The sequence below is a fragment of the Defluviimonas sp. D31 genome, assembly GCF_033436765.1.
GTDB lineage: Bacteria > Pseudomonadota > Alphaproteobacteria > Rhodobacterales > Rhodobacteraceae > Albidovulum.
In genome coordinates this window covers 262,745-289,079 of record NZ_JAWQFN010000002.1, presented here as the reverse complement: position 1 = coordinate 289,079, position 26,335 = coordinate 262,745, and the positions used below count along the sequence as shown (strand labels likewise).

The following is a 26,335-nucleotide window of genomic DNA, read 5'->3' as shown; positions in this document are numbered from 1 at the left end:
TCTTCCTCCATCAGACGAGTTGCAGGGCACGGGCGGACATGAGTCCCCCCGCGACAATCAGCGCCCAGCCGGCGGGCCGGGTCAGGTGCCGCCCGATCTCGGGCAGTTTTTCGAGTGTCATGAAGAGCGTCGCCGCCCCCATCCAGATCAGGTTCATCACGCCGCCTACGAAGCCGAGCGCCATCAGCGCCCAGCAGCAGCCAAGGCAGATCGCTCCGAGCCTAAGACCCATGCCGAAGGCCGCAGGCGCGCCAGGCCGCCAATGCTGCATGAAGAAGGTGAGCGGCATCCGGCATTTCGCGAGGCAGGCCGCCTTGAACGCCGAGAACTGGTAAAGGCCCGAGCCAACGAGCAGCGCCGCCGTGAGCCAGTCCGACAGGCTCGCGCCCGTCGGTGTCAGCATCCCGGCCCGCGCCAGCGCGGCTTGCGCCGCGGCCCCCGCGGCCGAAGCGCCGAACCAGACCGAGAGGTACCCCGCGACCAGCGCTACCGCCCCCGCCCCCGTCGTGGCTCCGGTGGCGCCGAGGTCGGTGAACGTCCTGAGGGCGGGCACGAACGTTGGCAGCATCATCGCCGAGGCCATCAGCGCCCACATCGCCCAGAGCGCGACGGGCTCCGCCTCGCCCGCCGAGGCGCAGAGCGCCGCCCAGAACTCCGCCGGGACCGAACCGAGGTCCGCCCCCGGCAGGCCGCGCGCCATCAGCGCGACGCCGGTCCACGCGAAAAGAACCGCGCCGTAGAAGCCCAGCCAGCCCATCGCGCGCGGCGCGAGGCGCGCGAATGCGCGTCTTCCACCATGCTCAATCGGTGCGGACATGGATGCCCCCGGAACAGAAAAGGATGGACGGTTGCCCCCGTCGCGCCTAGGGTCTGCCTATCCGGGGCAAATGTCAAACATTTAATGTCTGACAATTGAGATTGGGATGGAAATGGAGAAACTGACGCTCGGCACCGAGGGCGAACTTCCGCTCCGCATCGCCCAGGCGATCCGCGATGCGATCGTCACCGGCCATTTGATCGTCGATCAGCGCCTTCCTTCCGAACAGGAACTGGCCGAGCAGTTCGGCGTCTCCCGCCCCACCGTGCGCGAGGCACTGAAGCGGCTCGCGGCACAAAGCCTGATCCGCACCCAGAGGGGCGCCACCGGCGGCGCCTTCGTCAACCGGATCTCCTACGAGGAGGCGGCAAGCCAGCAGATCACCACCTCGACGCTGCTTCTCAGCATGAACGCGGTGGATTTCGACACCGCCCGCGAGGCGCGCTACGCGCTCGAACGCGCCTGCGTCCCCTTCGCCGCCGAACGGCGGAAGGCCGATCACCTCGCGGCGATGCGGACCGAGATCTTCCGCCAGGGCCAGCCGGGGCTGTCGGACGAGGGCTTTTGTGCCTCCGACGTCGCCTTCCACCGCGCGCTAGTCGATGCGGCCGGGAACCCGGTTCTCTCCTACCAGCTCGCCGGCGCGGTGGAGGCGATGCAGCCGCTGATGAACATGATCACCTTCACCGCCCGGTCGCGCGAAACGATCGTCGCGCTCCACACAGCCATCGCCGACGCCATCGAGGCGCGGGATGCCGCAACCGCCGAGACGGCGCTCGCGAGCCTCTCCGCCTATACGGCTGAACTTGCCTCGAATATCCGCGCCAAACGCCAGACGATGCGCGATGCGGCGAAAGGCTGAGGCGGGTTCGACCCCGCCTCGCTTTTGATCAGGACGCCTTTTCCGCCCGCTCCTTCAGAAGCTTCGTCAGCCAGTCGGGGTCCATCTCGGGCACCGAGGACAGCAGAAGCTCGGTATAGGGATCGTGCGGCGGCTGGAACATCTCGTCCTTCGGACCCTGCTCCACCACCCGGCCGTTCTGCATCACCACCACCTCGTCGGCGATGGCGCGCACCGTGGCGAGGTCGTGGGTGATGAACATGTAGGCGAGGTCGAACTCGGTCTGGAGCCGGTCGAGGAGCTTCAGGATGCCTTCGGCCACGAGCTGGTCGAGGGCCGACGTCACCTCGTCGCAGATGATGAACTTCGGCTCGGCGGCGAGCGCACGGGCGATGCCCACCCGCTGCTTCTGGCCACCCGACAGCTCCGACGGCAGCCGGTCGATGAACTTGTCGGGATCAAGCTCGATGAGGTGGAGAAGATCGCGGATCCGGTCGGTCAGCGCCTTGCCCTGCAGCCCGAGATACATCTGCGCCGGGCGCCCGATCAGCTCGCGCAGGCGCAGCTTGGGGTTGAGCGCGGTATCGGCCATCTGGTAGATCATCTGCGCCTGCCGGAGCTGGTCTCGGCTGCGGCTGCGGTAATCGGGCGGCAAGGGCTTGCCGTCGAACAGAACCTGTCCCTGCCTTGGCGGCAGGAGCCCGGTGATCACCCGCGCCGCCGTCGACTTGCCCGAGCCGCTCTCGCCCACCACCGCGACGGTGCGGCGCTTGTGGATGTCGAAGTTGATGTTCTTGAGGATGTCGATCGGGCCGTATCCCGCCGTCACCGCCTTGACCGAGACCACCGGCACCGTGCCCTTTTCCACGGGCGGCTGGGTCGCGCGGGCATGGCTGCGCACCGCCCAGAGCGTCTTGGTGTAATCCTGCTTCGGGCTTGCCAGCATGGTGCGGGTGTCGGCCTCCTCGACCTCGTCACCGCGTAGCAGCACCTTGATCTTGTCGGCCATCTGCGCCACGACCGCGAGGTCGTGGGTGATGTAGATCGCCGCCGTGTCGAACTGGGCGACGATGTCGCGGATCGCGGCCAGGACCTCGATCTGGGTCGTCACGTCGAGCGCGGTCGTCGGCTCGTCGAAGATGATTAGATCGGGCCGGCAGGCCATCGCCATCGCCGTCATCGCGCGCTGCAACTGCCCGCCCGAGACCTGGTGCGGATAGCGGAACCCGATCTCGTCGGGATTGGGCAGCTGCATCCGGCGATAAAGCTCCACCGCGTCGTGCTCGGCCTCGGCGCGGCCCATGACCCCGTGCTGGACCGGCGCCTCGCTGTACTGGTCGATGAGCTTGTGGGCGGGGTTGAAGCTCGCCGCTGCCGATTGCGCGACATAGGCGATGCGCTTGCCCCGAAGCCCCCGTTTCGTCGCCTCGGACGCCTTCATCAGGTCGATCCCGTCGAAGTCGATCGTGCCGCCCGAGATCCGGCAGCCGTCACGGGTGAAGCCCATCGCGGCAAGGCCGAGCGTCGACTTGCCGGCGCCGGACTCGCCGATCAGCCCCAGCACCTCGCCCTTGTTGAGCGTGAGATCGACACCCTTGATGATCGGCGACCAGGTCTCGTCCGAGCGGCCCTCGATCTCGATGTTTCGCATCGTCAGGAGGACGGGCTTTTCCTTCATGTCCTTCATCGCCTCACTCCTTCAACCCGCTGGCGCGGTGCAGCATCCAGTCGACGACGAAGTTGACCGCCACCGTGAGAAGCGCGATCGCGCCCGCCGGCAGAAGCGGCGTGACATCGCCGAAGGTGATGAGCGCCGCGTTTTCGCGCACCATCGAGCCCCAGTCGGCCGTGGGCGGCTGGACGCCGACGCCAAGGAAGGAAAGCGCCGAGATCATCAGGAAGACGAAGCAGAAACGCAGGCCGAACTCGGCCACCAGGGGCGCCATCGCGTTCGGCAGGATCTCCCGCGTGATCAGCCGCCAAAGTCCCTCGCCGCGAAGCCGCGCGGCCTCGATATAATCCATCACCACGATGTCCTGGGCGACCGACCGCGCGAGCCGGAAGACGCGCGTCGAGTCGATGGTGGCGATCACGAGGATGAGCGTCACGACCGAGGTGCCGAAGATCGTCAGCAGCAGGAGCGAGAAGATAAGCGACGGGATCGCCATCAGGATGTCGACGACGCGGCTCAGCGTTTGGTCGAGCCAGCCGCCAACGGTCGCCGCCAGAAGCCCGAGGATCGAGCCGATGGCGAAGGCGAGCGCGGTGGTCATGAAGGCGATGCCGACGGTGTTCCGCGCGCCATAGACAAGCCGGGTGAACATGTCGCGGCCGAGGTTGTCAGTCCCGAGGATATAGGGCGCCTCCCAGGGCAGGAACTGGCCGCCCACGACCTCGCGCTCGGCGAAGGGCGCGATCACAGGCGCGAAGATCGCGACGAGGATGTAGAGAAGGATCACGAGCATCCCGAACGACGCGGTCAGCGGCGCGGTGCGCACCGCCTTGCGGACACCGCCCCGCGACACGGCGATGGCCGCGGTGCGGAAGAGCCAGCCCGCGGCCAGCGCCACGGCAATGGCCACCGCGATCCAGAGGAGCTTGATGAGGATCGTCATGTCAGCCCCCTTACTTGCGATGGATCAGACGCGGGTTCGACAGGGTCGAAAGCACGTCGGCGGTGAGGTTGAGAAGCACGTAAGCCGCGGCGAAGATCAGCGCGACGGCCTGCACGACCGGGAAGTCGCGCTTGGCCACGGAGTCCACCATGAGCTGGCCGAGGCCCGGATAGACGAAGACCACCTCGACCACGACGACGCCGGTGATGAGATAGGCGAGGTTCAGCGCGACAACGGTTATGATCGGCGCCAGCGCGTTCGGCAGCGCGTGGCGCAGGATCACCCGCATCGGGTTGATACCCTTGAGCCGCGCCATCTCGATGTAGGGCGAGGCGAGCAGGTTGATGATCGCCGCCCGTGTCATCCGCATCATGTGCGCGGTCACGACCAGCGTCAGCGTCAGCGCAGGAAGGAAGGCGCGGTAGAGCGCCTCGCCCCAGCCGGTGTTCGGATCCATCCGCGTCATCGACGGGAAGAGACCCGACTGCGCAAGGACGAAGATCAGGATGTAGGCCACGAAGAATTCGGGAAAGGAGATCGAGGTCAGCGCCAGCGCGTTGGCCGCGCGGTCGAAGATCGAGTTGCGGTAAAGCGCGGCGAGGATGCCGAGCGTCAGCGACAGCGGCACCGCGATCGCCGCAGCATAGAGCGCGAGGAAGAGCGTGTTGCCGAGCCGGGTCGCGATCAGGTCGGCGATGGGCCGCTTGTTGGCGAGCGAGGTGCCGAAATCGCCCTGCAGCGCCCCGAAGAGCCAGTTGAAGTACCGCTGGTAGGCCGGCAGGTCGAGACCAAGCTCCCTGCGGAACGCCGCGACGGTCTCGGGCGTCGCCGATTGCCCGAGCACCGCCTGCGCAAGGTCGCCCGGCAGAAGTTCCGTGGCGCTGAAGATGATCACCGAAATGACCAGAAGCGTCAGAAGCCCGAGGCCAAGACGCTTCAAGATCATCTCCCACACGATGGACATGCAGGCCTCCCCCGATTATCGCCCTGCCGGTTCTCCGGCCGGTTGAATTGGCCCGACTGGGCAGTGTGGGCCCCGGCGCTGAGGCGCCGGGGCCGATGGTATCAGGCGAACCACCAGCGCTCGTAGAGCCGCAGGCCGTCGAGGCCCTGGTTGGTGCCGATGACCTCGGGCACGCCGACCTTGTCGGAATGCGCGTTGACGTAGCTCGCGAACATCGGGATGACGACGCCGCCCTCGTTGGCGCAGATCGCCTGCATCTCCCAGTACATCTCGCGGCGCTTGTCGTCGTCCAGTTCCGACCGCGCGGAGACGAGCAGTTCATTGAACCGCGCGTGATCCCAGAAGCTGTCGTTCCACGGCGCCCCGGCGCTGTAGGCCACCGAGAACATCAGGTCCTCGGTCGGCCGCCCGCCCCAGTAGGAGGCGCAGAACGGCTTCTTCATCCAGACGTTGTCCCAGTAGCCGTCCGACGGCTCGCGCACGACCTCGATGTTGATGCCGGCGGCCGCGGCCCGCTCGGCATAGAGCACCGCGGAATCCACCGCCCCGGCGAAGGCGGCATCGGCGGCCGAGAGCTGGACCGACAGCGTGTCCATTCCGGCTTCCTTGAGGTAGAACTTCGCCTTGTCCGGATCGTAGGTCTTTTGCTCCAGCTCGGTGTTGAAGTAGCGCTGGCCGCTGCCGATCGGGTGGTCGTTGCCGGCGCTGCCGAAGCCGCGCAGGATCTTCTCCACCAGCTCGTCGCGGTCGAGACCGTATTTCAGCGCCTGACGGACATTGTTGTTGTCGTAGGGCGAGAGCCGCGTATCCATCGGGAAGACGAAGTGCTGGTTGCCGGTCACGGGCAGGACCTTGATGCCCGGCGCGCGCTCCAGCAGCGAGACGGTGTTCAGGTCGACGCCGTCGATCACGTCCACTTCGCCGGTGATCAGCGCGTTCTGGCGCGCCGCCGCGTCGACGATCGACAGCGCGTCGATGCCGTCGAACCAGGCGCGGTCGGTCTTGAAGTAGTTCGGGTTGCGGCTCATCTTCACCGAGACGCCCGGCTCGAAGCTGTCGAGCACATAGGCGCCGGTGCCGTCCGTCGTCGTCGGGTCGATCTTGCCGTCCGCCGAGGGCAGCACCACGAGGTGATAGTCCGCAAGGATGAACGGGAAGTCGGCATTGCCGCCCGAGAGCGTGACGACGACGTTCGAACCCTCGGCCTTGATGTCGGTGATCGGGTCGACATAGGGCTTCGCGGCCGATTTCGATTCCTCGCCGCGGTGATAGTTGAGCGAGGCGACGACGTCGTCCGTCGTCATCGTCTTGCCGCTGTGGAAGGTCACGCCCTCGCGGATCTTGAAGGTCCAGGTCGCGGCGTCGGCGGAGGCCTCCCAACTTTCGGCCAGTTCACCGACCAGCGAGCCATCCGGCGCGATCTCGGTCAGCGTGTTGCAGCGCGCGGTGTTGAAGGCCTGCACGAAGGTCGAATCCCAGGTCGCGGGATCGAGGCTGTCGGTGGTGTTGCCGCTGGCGAGCGCGATGCGCAGGACGCCGCCCTTCTTCGGCTCGGCCATGGCCTTGCGCACGCTCGCGGGCAGGATCAGCCCGGCGGCGCCGAGCGCGGTCGCGCCCTTCAAGAGGCCGCGGCGGCTGATGCCGCCCATCGGGGAGTTCAGTTTCGACATTTTGTCCTCCTTGTCGGTGTTCTTGTTTGGATTGATTACGGCCGCCGGATCGGGTGGGGTCAAGCCTCTAACGTGCTCTTTTGATATTTTGCCCGGCCGAGCCAGTCGGGGTCGATCTCGACGCCCCAGCCGGGACCGTCGGGAATGCGCAGATGTCCGTCGCGGACCGCGTAGGGATCGCCGCGGAAAAGCCCTTGCTGCCAAGGATAATAGTCGAGCCCCTCGATCGAGAACTCGAGATATTTTCCGGCATTCGGGATCGCGCCCAGAAGGTGCATCGTACAGATCGTCACGAGCGACAGATTGGCGCTGTGCGGCGTGCAGGGCAAGCCCGCCTTCGCGGCCATGTCGGCGACCAGAAGCGTCCGCGCGATTCCACCCATGTACATGACGTCGGGCTGGACGATATCGACCGCGCGCATGTCGATCATCCGCTTCCAGGTGGCGAGGTCCCAGTCCTGCTCTCCCCCCGTCACGTCGAGCTCCAGCGCGTCGGTGACCTCCTTGGTCTGCTCCAGCTCCCAGTAGGGGCACGGCTCCTCGAAATGCGAGATCCCCTCGGCCTCGAGCTGCCTGCCGACCTCGATCGCGCGTTTCGGTGAAAAGCCCGAATTGCCGTCGACGAGCTTCGCCACGTCGTGCCCAAGCGCCCGCGCCACCACCGGAATCACCGCCTCGGTGCGTCCCGGCCATTCGTCCACGTCGCGGCCGCATTCCGCGCCGACGCGCCACTTGAAGGCGTCGTAGCCGTGCTCGTCCCGAAGCCGGCAGAGCCGCGCCGCCTCGTCCTCGGGCGTGATGTCGCGCTTCATCGAGGAGGCATAGGCGCGGATCGGGCCCGGCCTGCCTCCCAGAAGTTCCACGACCGGCTTGCCCTCGCGCCTGCCCTTGAGATCCCACAAAGCCGTGTCGAGTCCCGCGAGCGCGCGGCAGCGATACGACCCGGGAAACTTGTGCTCCTTCTCCTCGATCCGCTGGACGAGCCCGAGGATGTCCTCCGTTCCCGCTCCGAGCGCGTGCGGCGCGACCTGACGGTGAAAGACCTGGGCGGTTATATCGGCATTGTAGGTGGAGCACTGGCCCCAGCCGGTGGCGCCATCCTCGGCGGTGAGTTTCACGAAGCAGACAAATTCATTCGAAAAGGTCTCAACACTCGAGATCCCCGCCATGCCACGCGCCCCCAATCGCCCGACCTAGGCCCGGATCCTGAAACCGGCCCTAATTGTCAGACCTTAAGACGCCGTTAGCGCCGGCATAGCGATCATTTACGACTGTTTGGAACTATTTTGCGACATTTTTCGGTTTTTAGTTGATTGACCGATCAATTTACGGAGAACGCCACGATTCGCGCGGCAAGGCAGTCGAGGCTGTCGGTCCAGACGAGATCCCCCGGCAGGTCCGGGGCGAGAATCGACAGCTCGGTGCAGGCGACGAGAAGCGCCGCGCACCCCTGCCCCGCGCTCAGGTCACGACCGATCCGGGCAAGGCTTTCGCGGTCGTCCTCCGACACCCGCCCGGCCTTGACCGCGCGGATGATCGCCAGAAGCCGGTCCTCCTCTGCGCTCCAGACCGGGGTGAGCCCCGCCTCGGCGAAGGCGGCGTCGAAGACCTGCGCCTTCCGCGCCGCCGGCGAGGCGAGCATGCCGATCCGCGCCCCCGCCCCGTGCTTCGCCACAAGTGCCCCGACCGTCTCGGCGATCATGTCAAGGAACGGCACCGTGACCGCGGCGCGGATGTCGGGCGCATAGGCATGGGCGGTGTTGCAGGGCATGGCGATCGCTTCCGCACCGGCCGCCTCGAGCCGCTGCGCGAGGTCGGCGAGGACCGGCGCCGGGCTCGGCCCGGTGCCCTCGATCAGGGCGGCGATGCGGCTCGGCACCTGTGGATACTGGAACACCAGAAGCGGCACATGGCCGGCATCGTCCGCCGCCGGCCGCGCCGCGATTACCCGCTCCATCAGGAGCACGGTCGCATCCGGCCCCATACCCCCGAGCACTCCGACAAGCCGCATCGCGCCTCTCCCCTCACGCCTTCAGGGTGTAACCACGAACGCTTCGCCGGGGAAGAACTTCTCCAGCCGGATATCGGCGGAGCGGGCATGGCCCTCCATCCCCTCGTAACGCGAAATGCGCGCCGTCACCGCGGCCAGCTCGCGAAGCGCCTCCGGCGCCACCTCCTGCCATGTCACGGTCTTGAGGAACTTGTGGACCGAGAGCCCACCGGTATAGCGCGCCGCGCCCGAGGTCGGCAGCACATGGTTGGTGCCCGCCGCCTTGTCGCCGAACGCGACCGTCGTCCGCGCACCGAGGAAGAGGGAGCCATACGCCGACAGCCGGCCTCGCCACCAGGGAAGATCGGCGGCCTGCACATGCAGATGCTCGGGCGCCACCCGGTCGGCATGTTCGGCCATTTCCTCGCGCGTGTCGCAAAGCACGATCTCGCCCAGGTCGGCCCAGGCCGCTTCGGCCGCACCGCGGTTGGGCTGAGGCAGTTCTGCGATGCAGGCCGGGATCAGCGCCGTCACCGCCTCGGCCAGAGCGGCGCTGTCGGTCACCAGCCAGACCGGCGAGGTCTGGCCGTGCTCGGCTTGCCCGACCAGATCCCAGGCCACGAGATGGGCATCGGCGTCGCCGTCGGCGATCACCATGCTGTCCGTGGGCCCCGCGAACATGTCGATGCCGACCCGGCCGAAAAGCTGGCGCTTGGCCTCCGCGACATAGGCATTGCCGGGACCGACGAGGATATCCGCCGGCGGCAGGCCGAATTGGCCGAATGCCATCGCCGCCACCCCCTGCACGCCGCCGAGCGCGAGGATCCGGTCGGCGCCGCAATAGTCGAGCGCGTAGAGGATCGGCGCCGGGATGCCCTTGCCCGGACGCGGCGGCGACACCGCCGAGATGTGGCCGACGCCGGCCACCTTCGCCGTCGTCACGGTCATCAGCGCCGAGGCGATATGGCTGTAGCGCCCGCCCGGCACATAGGCTCCGGCCGAGGCGATCGGGATCAGCCGCTGCCCGGCCCTGAGCCCCGGCCTGAGCTCCACCTCGGTCTCGCGGCAGCTTTCGAGCTGGGCGCGGGCGAAGCCGGCGATATTGTCATGGGCGTAGCGGATATCGTCTTTCAGCCGCTGCGGCACCTCGTCCGCCGCCGCCTCGATCACCGCGCGCGGCACCACGATCTCGCCGGTCCAGCCGTCAAGCCGCTCGGCGTAGCGCTGGGTGACGATCTCGCCGCCGGCCTCGATCTCGGCCAGCATCCGCGCCACGGTGGCCTGGACGCCGGCGTTCTCCTCGGCCTTCTCGCCGCCCGACTGCTTGATGAATCTGATGCTCATTCTCTATCGATCCCATTGCCGATCCGCATCGGACGGGCTTGACCCGGCCCGATTGCGGGTTCACTTTTCTGAAACTTGCGACCCCTGATGAGGCCCTGCCCTTCATGCTCTCCAAAGGCATCACCCTGCGCGCGCTCGAACTGTTCGAGGCGATCGCCCAGACCGGCACCGTGGCCGAGGCCGCGCGGCTGATGGATCTGAGCCTGCCGGCCGCGTCCCAGCAGATCTCGAACCTCGAGACCACGCTCGGCACCACGCTCTTCGACCGCGCCCACCGCCCCCTTCGGCTCACTCCCGCGGGGCGCGTCTTCCTGCACCGGGTGCGCGACGCGCTGAGCCAGATCCGCCAGGCCCGCGCCGAGCTCACCGTGCTCGACATCTCGCACCTGAAGAGCCTGCGGCTCGGCGTGATCGACGATTTCGACGCCGAGTTGACGCCGGAACTGGTGATCGCGCTCGCCAAGAACCTGAAGAACTGCCGCTTCCGCCTGACCACTGCCCCAAGCCACGAGGTCACGGCGATGCTCGCCAGCCGTCAGCTCGACATCGTGATCGCGGCCGCGCCGCAAGACCCGGTGCCGGGCGCGCACGAGCACCGGCTCCTGCGCGACCCTTACGTGCTCGCGGTGCCGCGCGGCCTCGCCTTGCCGAAGGGACGCGAGATCGACACGCTCTCGGCGCTGCCCTTCCTGCGCTACGACCGCGGCCAACTCATGGGCCGCCAGATCGAGGCGCATCTGGCGCGCCACCGCGTCACGCTTCCCGACCGGATCGAGATCGACAGCAACCAGTCGATCATCGCGCTCGTCGCCAATGGCGCGGGCTTCTCGATCACCACGCCCTTGGCGCTTCTGAGGGCGCGCAGCTTCCTGCCGCAGATCGACATCCATCCCCTGCCGCTTGCGGCCATGTCGCGCACGATCTCGCTCTTCGCTCTCAGCCAGGAGGCCGGCAATGTCCCGGCCGAGATCGCGAAAATGCTGCGCGCGATGATGACCGCGCGGCTGATCGGCCCGGCCAAGGAATTCGCGCCTTGGCTTGCCGATACGTTCGCGGTGATTCCGGCGCAGGGCTAGGGTCACAAGGGAGGGCTCCGGGGGCGGGTCTTCCCGGATAGGATGGCGCGGGGGGCGCCGCGGCAAGCGTCGCCCCCCGTTTTCTGCAAGATGGAAGCGCGGCTTCCGGAAACTGGAATACGCCCGCTCAGCGCCGCCCGTAGTAAAGACCGACGACATGCTCGGCCTCCGCAAAGAAGAGCCAGCGCGCGGCGAAGGCCCCGGCGAGATGGACGAGGGCAGCCAGCGCCACGGTCGGGATCGACGCGGGCAGAACCAGCAGGATCGCCGCCGGCAGGATCCCGGCCGCCAGGACCGCGATCATCCGCAGCCGGGCGGCATGCTTGCGCCCCACGTCATGGATCATCTCGCGCAGGAGGTAGTTCGAGCCGGTATGGGCCGGCGCGAACTGCCGGACCGATCCGACCGACCCGAGCCCGGTCGCGCTGCCGAGCGAAGCGCCCACGTCGGCGAACCGCCCGTCACCGAGGCGGAAGGCCGCAACGAGCAGGAGCCCGAGCACGAGGCAGAGCACCGCCGCCAGCACCGCCTGCCCCGACAGCATCGCCCCGGCGGCGAGCGCAAAGCCCATGAACAAAGCCGGCGTGGTCCAGAAGTTCCAGCGCGGGATGGTCTTGAGCTGGGTGTAGATCATCGAGGTCGCGGCGATGGTCACAAGACAGGATACCGCCCCCAGAACGCCCAAGGCCGCAGGCGGCTGCGCCCCGAAGACCGCCGCCAGCGCGACCGGCGCGAGAAGGACGAGCGAGGCGACCGCGGCCCAGGCCTCACGGCTGAGCCAGCTCGTCCGCCACTGGGTGAAGGCGCGGAGCGCCCGCTGCGGGTTGCCGAGGTGGAAGGCCGAGGCAAGAAGCCCGATCCCGGCCAGCGCGTAGCCGAGCCCCCAGAGCAGGAAGGCCGCCCAGCCCGTGACCGCGACCGCGCCGAGCCCGAGGAAGGCCAGCAGCCCGAACCCGGCACCGGACAGAACCGTGAAGACAATGACGGAAGGTGCTGGATGCATCAGAGTTTCTCCAGAATCCGGTCGAGCCATCCGGCGAAGCCGGTGGCCTTCACATCCAGAAGCGGCGCGAGCACGTCGATCTCCTCGGCCTTGCCCTTCGGGCGCGGCGGCAGGTACTTGTTGACCGGCTTGGTCTCCATCTCCGGCATGAGGTCATAGCCGCCGCGCTCGGCAACGAGTTTGCTCACGTCGCTGTCGGGATCACCGAGATCGCCGAAATGCCGCGCCCCGGCCGGGCAGGTGCGGACGCAGGCCGGCTGGCGGTCCTCCTCGGGCAGGTTCTCGTTGTAGATCCGGTCGACGCAGAGCGTGCATTTCTTCATCACGCCCGCCGCCTGATCGAGCTCACGAGCCCCGTAGGGACAGGCCCAGGCACAGAGGCCGCAGCCGATGCAGGCGTCCTCGTTCACCAGCACGATCCCGTCCTCGGCGCGCTTGTAGCTCGCCCCGGTCGGACAGACGGTGACGCAGGGCGCGTTCTCGCAGTGGAGGCAGGAGCGCGGGAAGTTGATGATCTGCGCAGGGCCCTGTTCGGGCTGCACCTCGTAGCTGTGCACACGGTTGAGGAACGTGCCGGAAGGTTCTGATCCGTAAGCGTTCTGGTCCGACAGCGGCACACCGTAGCCCTGATCGTTCCAGCCCTTGCAGGCGGTCACGCAGGCATGGCAACCGACGCAGGTGTCGAGGTCGATCACAAGCCCGAGCTTTTTCTTGGAGGGCGGCGGAAGCGCAGTCATGGCCTGTTCCTCTTCGCGGGCGGCACGGGGGATTTGAGGCTCGGAAAGGCCGGCTGCGCCTCGTCCGGCGGATCGGCCTTCTCGATCCGGACCCGCAGGTCGAACCACGCCGCCTGACCGGTGATCGGATCGGAGTTCGACCAGCGCAGTCCATCCCCCTTCTCGGGCAGAAGTTCGTGGATCAGGTGATTGAGAAGAAAGCCCTTCGTCGCCTCCGGCGCCTCCGGGTCGAGCGCCCAGGCGCCCTTCCGCTTGCCGATCGCGTTCCAGGTCCAGATCGTGTTCTCGTTGAGCGCGGCCATATGCGCGACAGGCACCGTGATCTGCCCCGAGGGCGAGGTCACGCGCGCCCAGTCGCCGTCCCTGAAGCCCTGCGCCTGCCAGATCTTCGTCGGCACATAGAGCGGGTTCACCCCGTGGATCTGCCGGAGCCATGCGTTCTGCGACCCCCAGGAATGGTACATTGCCATCGGTCGCTGGGTCAGGGCGTGGACCGGAAACTCCGCACCCACACTTTCGCCGAATGGCTCGTACCAAATCGGCAGCGGGTCCATCGTCTGCCGCACCCTTTCGCGCAGATGCTCGGGCGGCTGGCGGTCGCCGTGGCCCTCGGCGGCGAGCCGGAACCGCTGCATCGGCTCGGACCAGAGCGTGAAGAGATAGGGCTGGGGTTTGTCATAGAAACCGAGGCTTACCGCCCATTCCTGATACGCCGCGTTCCACGGCTTGAAGAACTGCGCCTCGTCCGGGACATGGGCGACATGGAACCCGCCATTGTCGATGTAGCGCTGAAGCTGGTCTGGATTGACCGGCCCGCGCCCGGTCTGGTCGCCGTTGCCGCGCCAGCCCATCAGCGGACCGACCCCCGGCCGGCGCTCGTGGTTGACCATGTAATCCGCGTAATCGCGGTACTTTGCGCGGCCTTCCTCATCCACGAAGCCGGGCAGCTTCAGCCGGTTCGCCAGCTCCACCAGCACCGACTGGAAGCCCCTGACCTCGCGGTCCGGCTCGATCACCGGCCAGCGGATCGCGTCCGCCGCCGCCTCGGCCTCGCAGATCGGCCGGTCGAGCAGCGAGATGCAGTCGTGCCGCTCCAGGTAGGTCGTGTCGGGCAGCACCAGGTCGGCATAGGCCACCATCTCGGAGGCATAGGCGTCGGAATAGATGATGCGCGGGATCTTGTATTCGCCCGCCTCGTCCCTCTCGGTCAGCATCTCCATGACGCTGCGCGTGTTCATCGACGAGTTCCACGACATGTTGGCCATGTAGAGCAGGAGCGTGTCGATCTTGTAGGGGTCGCCGGCATGGGCGTTCGGGATGACCATGTGCATCAGCCCGTGCGCCGACATCGGGTTTTCCCAGGAGAAACCCTTGTCGATCCGTGCGGGCGAGCCGTCCGGCTTCAGCGCGAGATGCTCGGGCCCCCGCACGAAGCCGAGATGCGGCCCGCCAAGGGGCTTGCCCGGAACGCAGTCGCAATGCGGCGTCGGATGGGCCTCGATCGGCTTCGGATAGGGCGGCTTGAAGCGGAACCCGCCCGGCGTCTCGACCGAGCCGATGAGGATCTGCAGCATGTGCAGCGCGCGGGCGGTCTGGAAGCCGTTGGAATGGGCCGAGATCCCGCGCATCGCATGGAAGGCGACCGGGCGGCCGATCATCTTCTCGTGCCGGTCGCCGCGGAAATCGGTCCAGGCGCGGTCGAGCACGACCGGCGCGTCGAAGGCGGCATGGGCGATCTCGGCCGCGAGCCCCTTGATGCGGGCCGCCGGAATGCCGGTGCGATCCGCCACCGCCTCGGGCGCGTAATCGTCGGCGAGATAGCGTTCGGCGAGGTGCTGGAACACCGTCCGGTGGCCCTCGTGGACGGCGCCGAGATCGGGCTCGACACCCTTCGTGTCGAAGGGCGTGGGCTTGCCGGTCCGTCGGTCGATGACCAGGAGCTTGCCATCACCATCGCGCAGCAGGAGCCCCTTGCCCGGCCCCTCGGTGCCATCCACCAGACAGGGCGCGTTGGTGAACCGCGCGAGGTAGTCGAGGTCGATCCTGCCGGCCTTCAGGAGCTCGTGGACCAGCGACAGGATAAGGAGCCCGTCGGTCCCCGGCGTGATCCCGTACCAGTCATCGGCAACCCCGTTGTAGCCGGTACGGATCGGGTTGACGCCGATCACGCGGCTCCCGCGCGCCTTGAGCTTGCCGATGCCGATCTTGATCGGGTTGGAATCGTGGTCCTCGGCCACCCCGAACAGCACGAAGAGCTTCGCCCGGTCCCAGTCCGGCTGGCCGAACTCCCAGAACGCGCCGCCCATCGTGTAGATGCCGCCCGCCGCCATGTTGACCGAGCAGAAACCGCCATGCGCGGCATAGTTCGGCGTGCCGAAGCCCTGCGCCCAGAAGCTCGTGAACGACTGCGACTGGTCGCGCCCGGTGAAGAAGGCGAGCTTTTCCGGCGCGTTCTCGCGCAGGGGCTTCAGCCAGCCCACCGCGATCTCGAACGCCTCCTCCCAGGAGATTTCCTCGAACGCGCCCGAACCGCGCGGGCCGACCCGCTTCAGCGGCGCGCGGAGCCGCGAGGGCGCGGTGACCTGCATGATCCCCGAGGCGCCCTTGGCGCAAAGCACGCCCTTGTTCACCGGATGGTCGCGGTTGCCCTCGATATAACTCACGCGCCCGGACTTCAGGTGCACGTTGATGCCGCAGCGGCAGGCGCACATGTAGCAGGTCGTGCGCCTGACCTCGTCCGAGACCTTGGGAGAAGTGTCCAGCTTCGGCTCTTGAAAGCCCATTTTCGTTCCCTATCCCTGTTCGCGCGTGGAACGTTCTTCCCGATTTGCCGTCAGATCAACCGGAATGCGCCCGCTTTCATTTTTTCGTATCTGTCGTTTCCGGCCCCAGCACCGCCACGACATCGGCCGCGATGTGGCGCTCCTCGGCGGCCGGCACGATCACCACCGGCACCGCCGAGCCGGCGCGGTCGAGCCGCGTCCCGCCCGCCGCATTCGCAGCCGGGTCGAGCGCCACGCCCATGAAGCCGAGCCCTTCGCAGATCGCCCTGCGCGCCTCGGCGTCGTTCTCGCCGATGCCGCCGGTGAAGGCGACGCAGTCGAGCCCGCCCATCGCCGCGATCATCGACCCGGCGTGGCGCACTGCCCAGTAGCCGAAATGCGCGACCGCGAAGCGCGCCTCCTCGGTTCCCGCCGCGTGCAGCGCCCGCATGTCGGAGGCGCCGCCGAGGCCGAGAAGCCCGCTTCTGTTGTTCAGGAGCCGCTTTGCCCCATCGATGCCGTGATCCTCGGCGAGCCGGAGCACGGCGTTGCCGTCGATCGCGCCGGTGCGCGTGCCCATCGTCAGCCCGTCGAGCGGCGAGTAGCCCATCGTCGTCGCCACCGACCGGCCGTCGCGGATCGCCGCGAGCGAGGCGCCGTTGCCGAGATGGAGCGCCAGCACCCGGCCCGGCAGCGGCGCGCCGAGCAGTTCCGGCAGCCGCAGCGCGAGGCTCGCGTAGGAGATGCCGTGGAAGCCGTAGCGGCGGATGCCCTTCGCCTCTTCCGCCGCTGGCAACGCGTAGCGCAGCGCGACCTCGGGGTTGGTGGCGTGGAAGGCGGTGTCGAAACAGGCGACCTGCGGCAGCGCCGGCGCGAGCCGCCCGAGCGCCCGGATCGCCGCAAGATTGTGGGGGTTGTGCAGCGGCGCGAGCGGCACGCAGGCCTCGATCGCCGCCAGCACCGCGGGCGTGACACGGACCGAGCCGGTCAGCGCCCGCCCGCCATGCACGACCCGGTGCCCCGCCGCCTTCAGCCGCGCGACCGGATGGCCCGCCTCGGCGAGCCCTGCGAGCAAAAGAGACAGCGCCGCGTCATGGTCCGGCGCTTCGCAGGCCCGCTCGACGCCGATCTTCAGCCGCGCGGCACCGCCGATCTCGGTCACAGCGCCCGTCGCGACGGTCTGAAGCGCACCGTCGAACAGTGCCACCTTGATCGAGGAGGAGCCGGCATTGACGACGAGGATCAGGTCGTTCTCCATCTCAGATCACCGATTTCAGAAGGCCGAGCGTCGCGAGCCCGGCAAGGAGAATAAGCGCGAAGCGGCGGAAGTCCTGCGGCTCGGCCCTGAGGAACTGGCGCCCGCCGAGCCAGATCCCCGCCACCATCATCGGCAGCACGAAGACCGTGGCGCGAAACGTGTCGGCGCTGACCATTCCGGCCCGCGCCATGATCGGCAGCGACCAGAGGTCCAACAGCGTGAAATAGGCGATGAGCGTCGCCCGGAACACCGCGGCCGCGACCGGCTGCGCGGTCATGAAGACCGCGACCGGCAGGCCGCCCACCCCCGCGCCGTTGGCGAAGCCCGAGACGAAGCCGGTGCCGGTCGTGCCGGCATCGCCGACGGGACCGCGAAAGCTCCAGCCGATCCAGAGCAGCGCGCACATGCACAGCACGAAAAGCGCGATCACCGCCCGCGCGAGGTCCGTGCCGATCGAGGTGATGATCGTCACGCCCAGGGGCACGCCCACCAGCGCGCCGAGCATCAGCGTGCCGACCCGCCGCCAGTCGATCCGCGCCCAGATCCCGCGCGCCTGCTGTACCGTCATCACGATGTCGCAGAGGATCACCACCGGCACCGCATGGAGCGGGCTGGTGACGAGGCTCGTCGCCAGTATCACCAGCGCCGAGAAACCGAACCCGGAATAGCCCCGCACGAAGGCGGCGCCGAAGACGGCGACGGCGAGAAACGCCGCCGCCGCCGGTTCCAGCCCGAAGGGGAGCGCCATCACGCCCCTTTTTGCGGGCGCATGTCGGCGCGGTCGATGCCGGCGACCGCGACAGGCTTCTTCATCGCGTCGCGCCGGAAGGGCTCGCCCAGTTCCTGGTTGATCATCGCCTCGATGAGCGTGGTCTTGCCATGCTTCATCTGGTCCTCGATCGCCTTCGAAAGGGCCGCCGTCAGCTCGTCCATCGTCCGGGCCACGACGCCCTGCAACCCGCAGGCCTTTGCGATACCGGCATAGGACACCTGGGTGTCAAGCTCGGTGCCGACGAAGTTGTCGTCGAACCAGAGCGTCGAGTTGCGCTTTTCCGCGCCCCACTGGTAATTGCGGAAGACGATCTGGGTCACGGCGGGCCATTCCTCGCGGCCGATGGCGGTCAGTTCCGTTACCGCGATGCCAAAGGCACCGTCGCCCGAGAAGCCGACAACCGGCACGTCCGGGCAGCCGATCTTGGCGCCGATGACCGAGGGCAGGCCGTAGCCGCAGGGTCCGAAAAGGCCGGGGGCGAGGTATTTGCGGCCCTCTTCGAACGACGGGTAGGCGTTGCCGATGGCGCAGTTGTTGCCGATGTCGGAGGAGATGATCGCGTTCTTCGGCAGCGCAGCCTGGATGGCGCGCCACGCTTTCCGGGGCGAGAGCCAGTCGGGCTTCGCCGCGCGAGCGCGCTCGTTCCAGGTGGTGCCCGGATCGTCCTGCTCGTGGTCGAGCGAGGTCAGTTCCTGCGCCCAGGCCGACTTGGTCTTGGCAATCAGCGCCTTGCGGTCATCGCGACCGGCATCGCCGGCGCCGTCGGAAAGCCGCTCGAGGATCGAGTTCGCGACCTTTTTGGCGTCGCCGATGATACCGACGGTAACTTTCTTGGTCAGGCCGATCCGGTCGGGGTTGATGTCGACCTGGATGATCGCGGCATCCTTCGGCCAGTAGTCGATGCCGTAGCCCGGCAGCGTCGAGAACGGGTTGAGCCGGGTGCCGAGCGCCAGCACGACATCGGCCTTGGCGATCAGCTCCATCCCGGCCTTGGACCCGTTATAGCCCAGGGGCCCGGCAAAGAGCGGGTGCGAGCCGGGGAAGGCATCGTTGTGCTGGTAGCCGACGCAGACCGGGGCATCGAGACGCTCGGCCAGTTTCATCGACGCGCCGATGGCGCCGCCAAGGACCACGCCCGCGCCGTTGAGGATCACCGGGAACTTGGCATTCGACAGCAGCTCGGCCGCCTTGGACAGCGCCTCGTAGCCACCGGCCGGGCGTTCGAACTCGACGATCTGCGGCAGCTCGATATCGATGACCTGGGTCCAGAAATCGCGCGGAACGTTGATCTGCGCGGGGGCCGAGGCGCGCCTGGCGTTCAGGATCACCCGGTTCAGGACTTCGGCCATGCGCGACGGGTCGCGGACCTCTTCCTGGTAGGCGACGCAGTCCGCGAACATGCGCATCTGCTCCATTTCCTGGAAGCCGCCCTGCCCCATGGTCTTGTTGGCGGCCTGCGGGGTGACCAGCAGAACCGGCGTGTGGTTCCAGTAGGCGGTCTTGACGGCGGTGACGAAGTTGGTGATGCCAGGCCCGTTCTGGGCGATCATCATCGACATCTTGCCGGTGGCGCGCGTGTAGCCGTCCGCCATCATGCCGCCCGAGCCCTCGTGGGCGCAGTCCCAGAAGGTGATGCCGGCTTTGCCGAAGATATCCGAGATCGGCATCATGGCCGAGCCGATGATGCCGAAGGCATGCTCGATGCCGTGCATCTGCAGGACTTTGACGAAAGCTTCTTCGGTGGTCATCTTCATGGGTCGTCTCCTTCAGCCGCAGCCAGTCCGTCGGGGCCACAGGCCCCGGTTCGAAACGTTTCTACGCCCCGCCACCTGCGCCCTGTAGGGCCAGTCAGATCACCTGATTAGGTCCAGTCTCGCGCAGCGCCTCGGCGACCAGCGCAATGCCCTCGGGAATCCGGTTCTGCGAGATCGAGGAATAGGCGAGCCGGTAGTAGTTCCTCGGCGCCGTGCCCGGCGCGAAGAAGGCGCGCCCCGGCTCGATCAGCACGCCCTTCGCGCGCAGGCCGACCGCAAGGAGCCCGGTATCGACCGCCGCCGGCGCCCGCATCCAGAAGCTCGACCCGCCAAACGCACCCTGCCCGGCGATCTCCAGCCCGTGGGTGCGGATCGCCTCGTCCATCACGGTGCGGCGCCGCTTGTAGGCCTGGTTCAGCCGGTTGATAAGCGCATCATAATGGCCGAGCGAGAGGAAATAGGCGACCGTGCGCTGGATATGCCCCGGCGTGTGGCGCAACATCGCCGCGCGCAGCGCGCGCGCCTCGCGGATGAAGGCCTCGGAAGCGACGAGATAACCGAGCCGGAGCCCCGGGAACAGCGACTTCGAGAACGAGCCGACATGTATCACCCGGCCCTCGCGGTCGAGCGACTTCAGGGCCGGAGCGGCGGGCTTCAGGAACGACATCTCGAACTCGTAATCATCCTCGATGACGAGGAAATCCTCGCGCCCCGCCCGCTCCAGGAGCGCGGTCCGGCGGCCGATCGGCATCGTCGCATTGGTCGGGCAATGATGGCTCGGCGTCGTGAAGATCGCCTCGATTCCCTCCGGCACCGCCTCGGACGGCAGGCCGTCGGCATCGACCTCGACCGGCAGCACCTCGGCGCCGATCTGGCCGAGAATCGCGCGCAGGCCGGGATAGCAGGGATTCTCCACCGCCGCCCGGCTGCCCTGGCCAAGCAGGATCTCGGCCGCGAGCCAGAGCGCGTTCTGCGCCCCCATGGTCAGGAGAATCTCCTCGGGCCGGGCCGAGATGCCGCGCCGGGGCAGGATCGAGCGCATGATGTACTCGATCAGCATCGGGTCGTCGCGCTCGTAGAAATCGGCCGTCAGCACCTCGAAATCACGCTTGCCGAGCGCCCTGAGCGCGCATTGCCGCCAGTTCTGGTGGTCGAAGAGCGTGGCGTCGGCCTGGCCGTAGATGAAGGGATAGGCGTAGGACTGCCAGTCGAGCGGTCGCGCGATCAGCTCGTGGCGCGAGAACCGCCGGCCGACGATCCGCTCCCAGTCCACGGTGTCGCGATGCGGCCGCTCCTCGAACTCGAACCCCGGCTGCATCGGCGCGGTGTCCGAGACGTAGTAGCCCGAGCGCCCCCGCGCCGTCAGGTAGTCGCCCGAGACAAGCTCGGTATAGGCGAGCGTCACGGTGATCCGGCTGACGCCGAGATGCTCGGCGAGCCCGCGGCTCGACGGCAGCTTCTCGCCCGGGCGGAAGCGGCCGCGCAGGATGCCCTCGGCCACCATCTGCTGGATCTGCTGCTGCAACGTCCCGTTGAAACCGGGCGTCAGGAAAAAGGCTTCCGCCGGGATCGACATTTCTGGCCTTATGCGCGCTCTGATCTGGACCTAGACCAGAAAGCCGAAACGGGCGCCGCCGTCAAGCCGCGCCCGCTCCTTCTTCATTGTCCAAGTACCCCGGGGGAGTCGCCGCCCCGGCGGCGACGGGGGCAGCGCCCCCTGCCCGGCCTCAGCTGAAGACCTTGGTCAGCGCCTTGTCGATCGCGCCGGTGATCTGGTCGATGTCGTCCGCGGTCGCGATCAGCGCCGGCGAGAGGCAGAGCGTGTTGTTGAAGCCCGGCAGCGAGCGGTTGGTCGCGCCGATGATCACGCCCTGCGCGCCGCATTCGGCGACCACGGCCTGCACCTTCTTCTCGTCCGCCGGCTCCTTCGTGGCGCGGTCCGCCACCAATTCCGCGCCGCAGAAAAGGCCCTTGCCGCGCACGTCGCCGATCACCCGGTGCTTCTCCATAAGCGCGCGGAGATTGTTCATCGTCCGCTCGCCCATCTTGACGGTGTTCTCCAGGAGCCCCTCGTCCTCGATGATCCGCATGTTCTCGATCGCCGCCGCCGGGCCGGCGGTGCAGCCGCCGAAGGTGGAGATGTCGCGGAAATAGTTCATCGGGTCCGAGCTGTCGTCCTTGAACATGTTGAAGACCTCCTCGGTCGTCACCATGCAGGCGATCGCGGCATAGCCCGAGGCGACGCCCTTGGCCATCGTCACGAAGTCCGGCTTGATGCCATAGTGCTGGTAGCCGAACCAGGTGCCGGTGCGGCCGACACCGCAGACGACCTCGTCGATATGCAGAAGGATCTCGTATTTCTTGCAGATCTCCTGCACCCGCTCCCAGTAGCCCGCCGGCGGCACGATCACGCCGCCGCCCGCGGTCACCGGCTCGAGGCAGAGCGCGCCGATGGTATCCGGCCCCTCGCGCAGGATCACTTCCTCGATCGCATCGGCCGCCCGCTCGCCGTAGTTCTCGACATCCCACTGCTTGCGGTATTCGAGGCAGTGCGGAACCTTCACGAAGCCCGGCACGAAGGGGCCGTACTGGGCGTTGCGCTCATCCTGGCCGCCGGCCGACATCGTCGCGATGGTGGCGCCGTGATAGTCACGGTCGCGGTAGAGGATCTTGTGCTTCTTGCCGCCGTAGCGCTTGTGGGCGATCTGGCGGATCATCTTGAACGCCTTCTCGTTCGCTTCCGAGCCCGAGTTGGTGTAGTAGACCCGGCTCATGCCCGGCATCTTCTCGATGAGCCGCTTGGCGAAGATCGAGCCCGGGATCGAGCCGGCGGAGTTGGCGAAGTAGTTGACCTTGATCAGCTGGTCATAGACCGCCTTGGCGATCGACTCGCGTCCGTAGCCCACGTTGACGGTCCAGACACCGCCCGAAACGGCGTCGAGCAGTTCCTTGCCCTTCGCGTCCCAGACCCGCATCCCCTTGCCCTCGACGATCACGCGGGGGTCCGAGGTCTCGAACGGCTTGTGCTGGATCAGGTGATGCCAGAGATGGGCGCGGTCGGCCTCGACCACTTCGGAAATATCGTTCGAATAGACGGAGCTGTTCATCGTTTCTACCTTTTCTCGGTGCGCTGCCGTCCCGTCGGAATCGCGCCGGTATTCGGCCGGGACGGGGTCGGGCTTGATGCCGAAATCATCACGAAAGCCGCCGCGGCCGTAGGGCCAGAGGCAATGCTCCGATAATACCAGAATTCCACCGACATTCCACTTTCCGAAACCTGCCCTTCGCCGCTTCGAAAAGCGCCACGGCGGGCTTGCCGGAAGGACCGGCACCGATCCGAATGAATAGGTCGGAAGGCGGGAGGCCATCTGGTACACTGCAGGCGCGGGAGAAAGGCCCGGCGGCAGCCGGCAAGACAAGCCCGGATCCGGGAAAACTGGACTTAACACTGACACGGAATCTGGTCCTATACCGGCCATTGGTAGCGCCCCATAGTGACGGGCAACAAGGCATTCCGAACAGGACCACGGTTAATCAGGGAGAACGACGCATGAGAACTACGACTTTCAGGACGGCGGTCGCGGTGGCGGCTCTGATGACGGGGGCCCAGGCGGCCCACGCCCTCGACGAGATCACGGTGGCCTACTTCCTCGAATGGCCGATGCCGTTCGAATACGCCAAGGTTATGGGCACCTACGAACAGGAGATGGGCGTCAAGATCAACTGGCGCAGCTTCGACACCGGCACCGCGATGTCGGCGGCGATGGCCTCGGGAGACGTGCAGATCGCCGTGAGCCAGGGTGTTCCGCCCTTCGTCGTCGCGACCTCGGCGGGCCAGGACCTGCAGGCGGTCGATGTCGCCGTGTCCTATGCCGAGAACGACAACTGCGTGGTGCGCACCGATCTCGAGATCACCAAGGACAACGCCGCCGAACTGGCCGGCAAGAAGGTCGCCGTGCCGATCGGCACCGCGGCGCATTACGGCTTCCTCAAGCAGATGTCGCATTTCGGTGTCGACATCTCGACGATGGAGATCGTCGACATGGCGCCGCCCGACGCCGCGGCCGCCTTCGCGCAGGGCTCGCTCGACATGGCCTGCGGCTGGGGCGGCGCGCTGCGGCGGATGCTGGAAAGTGGCAACGTGCTCCTGACCGGCGCCGAGAAGGAAGAGCTTGGCATCCTTGTCTTCGACGTGACCTCGGTGCCCGCGTCCTTCGCGGCCGAACAGCCTGAACTGCTGTCGAAGTTCCTCAAGGTGACGGCCGATGCCAACGCGATGTGGAACGAGGGCTCCAAGCAGGCCGAGATGCTGCCGGTCATCGCCCAGGATGCCGGCATGGACGAGACCGCAACGGCCGAGACCATGGCCACCTTCGTGTTCCCGTCGGCCGAGGACCAGCTTTCGGCCAAGTGGCTCGGCGGCGGCGCGCAGGAGTTCATGAAGGGCGTGGCCGACGTCTTCGTGCAGGCCGGCTCGGTGCCGGCGGCGCTCGACAGCTACGACAACGCGGTCAACGTGGCACCGCTCTCCTCGGCAGCGGGGATGTAAGCACCCCCACCCCGCGGCCCGGCCGCCATCGGCCGGGCCGTCCCGCAACCAGATCCGCGAGGGGGGACCATGACCGGATTGATCATCGACAACGTGTCGATGCGATTTGACTTGCCCAACGGCTCGGCCGTTCAGGCGCTCAAAAACGTATCTCTGGAACTGAAAAAAGGCGAACTCCTATCGGTCCTCGGACCCTCGGGCTGCGGCAAGACCACGCTGCTCAACATCCTCGCGGGCTTTCTCGCGCCGACCGAGGGCAAGGTCGAGCTGAACGGCCACCGCGTCACCGGTCCTGCGGCCGAACGCGGCATGGTGTTCCAGCAGGGCGCGCTCTTCGAATGGATGAGCGTCCGCCGGAACGTCGATTTCGGCCCGCGCATGAAGGGCATGGCCCAGGCCGAGCGCGACAAGATCACCGACCATCTGCTCGACATCGTCGGCCTGCAGGAATTCAAGGACAAGGCCGTCTACGAGCTTTCGGGCGGCATGCAGCAGCGCGTGGCGCTGGCGCGGTGCCTTGCCAACGACCCCGACGTGATCTTGATGGACGAACCCCTCGGCGCGCTCGACGCGCTCACGCGCGAGAAGATGCAGGGCCTTGTCCTCAAGCTCTGGAAGGAGACCGGCAAGACCGTGATCCTCATCACCCACTCGGTCGAGGAGGCGCTCCTGCTCGGTGAGAGGCTGCTCGTGATGGCGCCGCGTCCGGGCCGGATCTTTAAGGAGTACCGTCTGCCCTTCGCGGAGCGCGGCGTCGGCCGCGACCTGCGCGAGGTCAAGAAATCCGAGGGCTTCGCCGAGACCCGCGAAGAAATCCTCGGCATGATCTGGGGCATGGAAGAAGAAATCATGGGCCGATCGGAGACCGCGGCATGACCGTCCTCATCTTCTACGTCGCGCTCTTCACCGCCGCCTATTTCGTCGTGCGCTTCATCCGCAAGCACCGCGAGGGGCGGCACGACTACACCAGCCTCAAGACCGTGACCTTCGGCGACGAAAGCGCGATCACGCCCGACCGCGTGGCCTCGGTCATCTCGGTGCTCACGATCTTCCTGATCTGGGGCGCCTTCACCGGCTCGAAACTGGTGCCGTTCCACGTCCCCGGCCCGTTCATGGGCGAGACCTCCTTCACCTACACCGCGACCAATGCCGCCGGCGAGACCGACGACGCCACCGTCACGGTGCTCGTCCACGAGGGCGGCCAGAAACCCGCGGCACCGGAGGTCGCGCCCGGCACCGGTTTTGCCAAGGACGACAGCGCGGCGATGCAGGCCTGGCGCAGCACGCTTCTTCGGCCCGCCTCGAACGACGAGGGCGGCTCCGAGGACGGCTTCACCATCACCGCGATCGACGGCAAGCCGGTCGCGCCCGAAGTGCCCGCAACCGTCGCCAACGGCAAGGTGACGCTGACCTCGAAGGGATCAATCAACTTCGAGCCCGATAAGGGCTGGCAGATGGAACCTATCTGGATGCCCTCGCCCGAGGCCGTGGCCTCCCGCCTCGCCGAGATCGCGTCCAAGGGCTACCAGAACACCTCGCTCTGGGGCCATCTCGGCGCCTCGCTGATGCGGGTGCTCGGCGGCTTCATCCTCGGCTCGATCGTCGGCATTCCCCTCGGCTACGCGATGGGCCTGTCGAGCTGGTTCCGCGGCTGGTTCGACCCGATCGTGGAGTTCATGCGTCCGGTGCCGCCCTTGGCGCTGATCCCGCTCGTGATCATCTGGTTCGGCATCTGGGAGACCGGCAAGATTGTTCTCCTGTTCCTCGCCGCCTTGTGGATCATGACCATCGCCGCGCGCTCCGGCGTCTCGGGGGTACGGATCTCCAAGATCCACGCCGCCTATTCGCTCGGCGCCACCAAGGCGCAGATCATGCGCCACGTCATCATCCCGAACTCGCTGCCCGACATCTTCACCGGCGCGCGGGTGGCGATGGGGGTCTGCTGGGGCACCGTGGTCGCGGCCGAGCTTGTCGCCGCGCAGAAGGGCGCCGGCATGATGATCATCGCCGCCTCGAAGTTCCAGCTCACCGACATCGTCGTGATGGGGATCATCCTGATCGGCATCATCGGCTACGGCATCGACATCCTGATGCGGATGGCCGAACGCTGGCTCGTGCCCTGGAAGGGCCGCGGCTGACCACTCACCCGTCGGGGCGTTTGCAATCGCCCCGCCGGCCGTTAT

Annotated in this window: 21 protein-coding genes; 5 read left to right on the top strand and 16 right to left on the bottom strand. The window is 67.3% G+C overall.

All coding sequences use genetic code 11. The features are described 5' to 3' along the window. Positions 1 to 10: 10 nt before the first annotated feature. On the bottom strand, positions 11 to 817 hold the full coding sequence (locus R5H32_RS05135; protein ID WP_318337607.1) for a DUF2182 domain-containing protein: 807 nt from the start codon (positions 815 to 817) through the stop codon (positions 11 to 13). A gap of 112 nt (positions 818 to 929) precedes the next feature. On the opposite strand from R5H32_RS05135, the gene R5H32_RS05130 reads away from it, so the two are divergent. Beyond that, entirely contained in the window at positions 930 to 1,679 is a 750-nt protein-coding gene (locus tag R5H32_RS05130) for a FadR/GntR family transcriptional regulator (RefSeq protein WP_318337606.1), read from the top strand. A 28-nt stretch (positions 1,680 to 1,707) separates the two neighbouring features. On the opposite strand, the gene R5H32_RS05125 is transcribed toward R5H32_RS05130, so the two are convergent. The 7 genes from R5H32_RS05125 to hisD all read right to left on the bottom strand — a co-directional run bounded on the left by R5H32_RS05125 (position 1,708) and on the right by hisD (position 10,241). Further along, entirely contained in the window at positions 1,708 to 3,336 is a 1,629-nt protein-coding gene (locus tag R5H32_RS05125) for an ABC transporter ATP-binding protein (RefSeq protein WP_412098997.1), read from the bottom strand. Between the two features lie 13 nt (positions 3,337 to 3,349). Continuing rightward, the gene (locus R5H32_RS05120) at positions 3,350 to 4,273 is read right to left on the bottom strand and encodes an ABC transporter permease (RefSeq protein ID WP_318337604.1); all 924 of its coding nucleotides are present in this window, start codon (positions 4,271 to 4,273) and stop codon (positions 3,350 to 3,352) included. A 10-nt stretch (positions 4,274 to 4,283) separates the two neighbouring features. Further along, positions 4,284 to 5,237 carry an ABC transporter permease gene (locus R5H32_RS05115; RefSeq protein WP_318337603.1) on the bottom strand — a complete coding sequence of 318 codons (954 nt, stop codon included), beginning with the start codon at positions 5,235 to 5,237 and terminating at the stop codon, positions 4,284 to 4,286. A 101-nt stretch (positions 5,238 to 5,338) separates the two neighbouring features. Further along, complete coding sequence (locus R5H32_RS05110) at positions 5,339 to 6,907, bottom strand: ABC transporter substrate-binding protein (protein ID WP_318337602.1); 1,569 nt, start codon at positions 6,905 to 6,907, stop codon at positions 5,339 to 5,341. A gap of 59 nt (positions 6,908 to 6,966) precedes the next feature. Next, a complete protein-coding gene (locus R5H32_RS05105) occupies positions 6,967 to 8,076 on the bottom strand; it encodes a mandelate racemase/muconate lactonizing enzyme family protein (RefSeq protein ID WP_318337601.1) in 1,110 nt (369 codons plus the stop codon). Positions 8,077 to 8,228: 152 nt separating this feature from the next. Next, a complete protein-coding gene (locus tag R5H32_RS05100; RefSeq protein WP_318337600.1) occupies positions 8,229 to 8,918 on the bottom strand; it encodes an aspartate/glutamate racemase family protein in 690 nt (229 codons plus the stop codon). A 21-nt stretch (positions 8,919 to 8,939) separates the two neighbouring features. Next, positions 8,940 to 10,241: a histidinol dehydrogenase gene (hisD, locus tag R5H32_RS05095; protein WP_318337599.1), complete on the bottom strand. Its 1,302-nt coding sequence runs from the start codon at positions 10,239 to 10,241 to the stop codon at positions 8,940 to 8,942. Positions 10,242 to 10,345: 104 nt separating this feature from the next. Here hisD and R5H32_RS05090 point away from each other — a divergent pair, with 104 nt between their 5' ends. Then, positions 10,346 to 11,317: a LysR family transcriptional regulator gene (locus tag R5H32_RS05090; RefSeq protein ID WP_318337598.1), complete on the top strand. Its 972-nt coding sequence runs from the start codon at positions 10,346 to 10,348 to the stop codon at positions 11,315 to 11,317. 127 nt (positions 11,318 to 11,444) lie between these two features. Here the strand turns inward: R5H32_RS05090 and R5H32_RS05085 are convergent, their stop codons facing one another. The 8 genes from R5H32_RS05085 to R5H32_RS05050 all read right to left on the bottom strand — a co-directional run bounded on the left by R5H32_RS05085 (position 11,445) and on the right by R5H32_RS05050 (position 22,710). Next, on the bottom strand, positions 11,445 to 12,320 hold the full coding sequence (locus tag R5H32_RS05085; RefSeq protein ID WP_318337597.1) for a dimethyl sulfoxide reductase anchor subunit family protein: 876 nt from the start codon (positions 12,318 to 12,320) through the stop codon (positions 11,445 to 11,447). Then, the gene (locus tag R5H32_RS05080; protein WP_318337596.1) at positions 12,320 to 13,057 is read right to left on the bottom strand and encodes a 4Fe-4S dicluster domain-containing protein; all 738 of its coding nucleotides are present in this window, start codon (positions 13,055 to 13,057) and stop codon (positions 12,320 to 12,322) included. The genes R5H32_RS05085 and R5H32_RS05080 overlap by 1 nt, the downstream gene beginning before the upstream one ends. Continuing rightward, positions 13,054 to 15,840 carry a molybdopterin oxidoreductase family protein gene (locus tag R5H32_RS05075; RefSeq protein ID WP_318337595.1) on the bottom strand — a complete coding sequence of 929 codons (2,787 nt, stop codon included), beginning with the start codon at positions 15,838 to 15,840 and terminating at the stop codon, positions 13,054 to 13,056. Before R5H32_RS05075 ends, R5H32_RS05080 begins: the two co-directional genes overlap by 4 nt. Before the next feature lie 76 nt (positions 15,841 to 15,916). Then, positions 15,917 to 17,077, bottom strand: a complete 1,161-nt coding sequence (locus tag R5H32_RS05070; RefSeq protein ID WP_318337594.1) for an acetate/propionate family kinase — start codon at positions 17,075 to 17,077, stop codon at positions 15,917 to 15,919. Between the two features lies 1 nt (position 17,078). Continuing rightward, entirely contained in the window at positions 17,079 to 17,825 is a 747-nt protein-coding gene (locus R5H32_RS05065; protein WP_318337593.1) for a sulfite exporter TauE/SafE family protein, read from the bottom strand. Next, on the bottom strand, positions 17,825 to 19,603 hold the full coding sequence (gene xsc / locus R5H32_RS05060; protein WP_318337592.1) for a sulfoacetaldehyde acetyltransferase: 1,779 nt from the start codon (positions 19,601 to 19,603) through the stop codon (positions 17,825 to 17,827). Before xsc ends, R5H32_RS05065 begins: the two co-directional genes overlap by 1 nt. A gap of 94 nt (positions 19,604 to 19,697) precedes the next feature. Beyond that, complete coding sequence (locus tag R5H32_RS05055) at positions 19,698 to 21,179, bottom strand: PLP-dependent aminotransferase family protein (protein WP_318337591.1); 1,482 nt, start codon at positions 21,177 to 21,179, stop codon at positions 19,698 to 19,700. A gap of 151 nt (positions 21,180 to 21,330) precedes the next feature. After that, positions 21,331 to 22,710, bottom strand: a complete 1,380-nt coding sequence (locus R5H32_RS05050) for an aspartate aminotransferase family protein (RefSeq protein ID WP_318337590.1) — start codon at positions 22,708 to 22,710, stop codon at positions 21,331 to 21,333. Positions 22,711 to 23,153: 443 nt separating this feature from the next. Between R5H32_RS05050 and R5H32_RS05045 the strand changes: the two genes are divergently transcribed. The 3 genes from R5H32_RS05045 (at position 23,154) to R5H32_RS05035 (ending at position 26,290) form a co-directional block, all read left to right on the top strand. Beyond that, positions 23,154 to 24,152 carry an ABC transporter substrate-binding protein gene (locus tag R5H32_RS05045; protein ID WP_318337589.1) on the top strand — a complete coding sequence of 333 codons (999 nt, stop codon included), beginning with the start codon at positions 23,154 to 23,156 and terminating at the stop codon, positions 24,150 to 24,152. Between the two features lie 69 nt (positions 24,153 to 24,221). After that, positions 24,222 to 25,028, top strand: a complete 807-nt coding sequence (locus tag R5H32_RS05040; protein ID WP_318337588.1) for an ABC transporter ATP-binding protein — start codon at positions 24,222 to 24,224, stop codon at positions 25,026 to 25,028. Further along, the gene (locus R5H32_RS05035; protein WP_318337587.1) at positions 25,025 to 26,290 is read left to right on the top strand and encodes an ABC transporter permease; all 1,266 of its coding nucleotides are present in this window, start codon (positions 25,025 to 25,027) and stop codon (positions 26,288 to 26,290) included. The genes R5H32_RS05040 and R5H32_RS05035 overlap by 4 nt, the downstream gene beginning before the upstream one ends. Positions 26,291 to 26,335 lie beyond the last annotated feature (45 nt).

Excerpts from the sequence above, each read along its gene's own strand:
- R5H32_RS05045 (WP_318337589.1), top strand. The coding sequence starts at position 23,154 with ATGAGAACTACGACTTTCAGGACGGCGGTCGCGGTGGCGGCTCTGATG.
- R5H32_RS05090 (WP_318337598.1), top strand. The coding sequence starts at position 10,346 with ATGCTCTCCAAAGGCATCACCCTGCGCGCGCTCGAACTGTTCGAGGCG.
- R5H32_RS05120 (WP_318337604.1), bottom strand. The coding sequence starts at position 4,273 with ATGACGATCCTCATCAAGCTCCTCTGGATCGCGGTGGCCATTGCCGTG.
- hisD (WP_318337599.1), bottom strand. The coding sequence starts at position 10,241 with ATGAGCATCAGATTCATCAAGCAGTCGGGCGGCGAGAAGGCCGAGGAG.
- R5H32_RS05035 (WP_318337587.1), top strand. The coding sequence starts at position 25,025 with ATGACCGTCCTCATCTTCTACGTCGCGCTCTTCACCGCCGCCTATTTC.
- R5H32_RS05100 (WP_318337600.1), bottom strand. The coding sequence starts at position 8,918 with ATGCGGCTTGTCGGAGTGCTCGGGGGTATGGGGCCGGATGCGACCGTG.
- R5H32_RS05065 (WP_318337593.1), bottom strand. The coding sequence starts at position 17,825 with ATGGCGCTCCCCTTCGGGCTGGAACCGGCGGCGGCGGCGTTTCTCGCC.
- R5H32_RS05040 (WP_318337588.1), top strand. The coding sequence starts at position 24,222 with ATGACCGGATTGATCATCGACAACGTGTCGATGCGATTTGACTTGCCC.
- R5H32_RS05130 (WP_318337606.1), top strand. The coding sequence starts at position 930 with ATGGAGAAACTGACGCTCGGCACCGAGGGCGAACTTCCGCTCCGCATC.
- R5H32_RS05085 (WP_318337597.1), bottom strand. The coding sequence starts at position 12,320 with ATGCATCCAGCACCTTCCGTCATTGTCTTCACGGTTCTGTCCGGTGCC.
- R5H32_RS05080 (WP_318337596.1), bottom strand. The coding sequence starts at position 13,057 with ATGACTGCGCTTCCGCCGCCCTCCAAGAAAAAGCTCGGGCTTGTGATC.
- R5H32_RS05135 (WP_318337607.1), bottom strand. The coding sequence starts at position 817 with ATGTCCGCACCGATTGAGCATGGTGGAAGACGCGCATTCGCGCGCCTC.
- R5H32_RS05110 (WP_318337602.1), bottom strand. The coding sequence starts at position 6,907 with ATGTCGAAACTGAACTCCCCGATGGGCGGCATCAGCCGCCGCGGCCTC.
- R5H32_RS05105 (WP_318337601.1), bottom strand. The coding sequence starts at position 8,076 with ATGGCGGGGATCTCGAGTGTTGAGACCTTTTCGAATGAATTTGTCTGC.
- xsc (WP_318337592.1), bottom strand. The coding sequence starts at position 19,603 with ATGAAGATGACCACCGAAGAAGCTTTCGTCAAAGTCCTGCAGATGCAC.
- R5H32_RS05070 (WP_318337594.1), bottom strand. The coding sequence starts at position 17,077 with ATGGAGAACGACCTGATCCTCGTCGTCAATGCCGGCTCCTCCTCGATC.
- R5H32_RS05115 (WP_318337603.1), bottom strand. The coding sequence starts at position 5,237 with ATGTCCATCGTGTGGGAGATGATCTTGAAGCGTCTTGGCCTCGGGCTT.
- R5H32_RS05125 (WP_412098997.1), bottom strand. The coding sequence starts at position 3,336 with ATGAAGGAAAAGCCCGTCCTCCTGACGATGCGAAACATCGAGATCGAG.
- R5H32_RS05075 (WP_318337595.1), bottom strand. The coding sequence starts at position 15,840 with ATGGGCTTTCAAGAGCCGAAGCTGGACACTTCTCCCAAGGTCTCGGAC.
- R5H32_RS05055 (WP_318337591.1), bottom strand. The coding sequence starts at position 21,179 with ATGTCGATCCCGGCGGAAGCCTTTTTCCTGACGCCCGGTTTCAACGGG.
- R5H32_RS05050 (WP_318337590.1), bottom strand. The coding sequence starts at position 22,710 with ATGAACAGCTCCGTCTATTCGAACGATATTTCCGAAGTGGTCGAGGCC.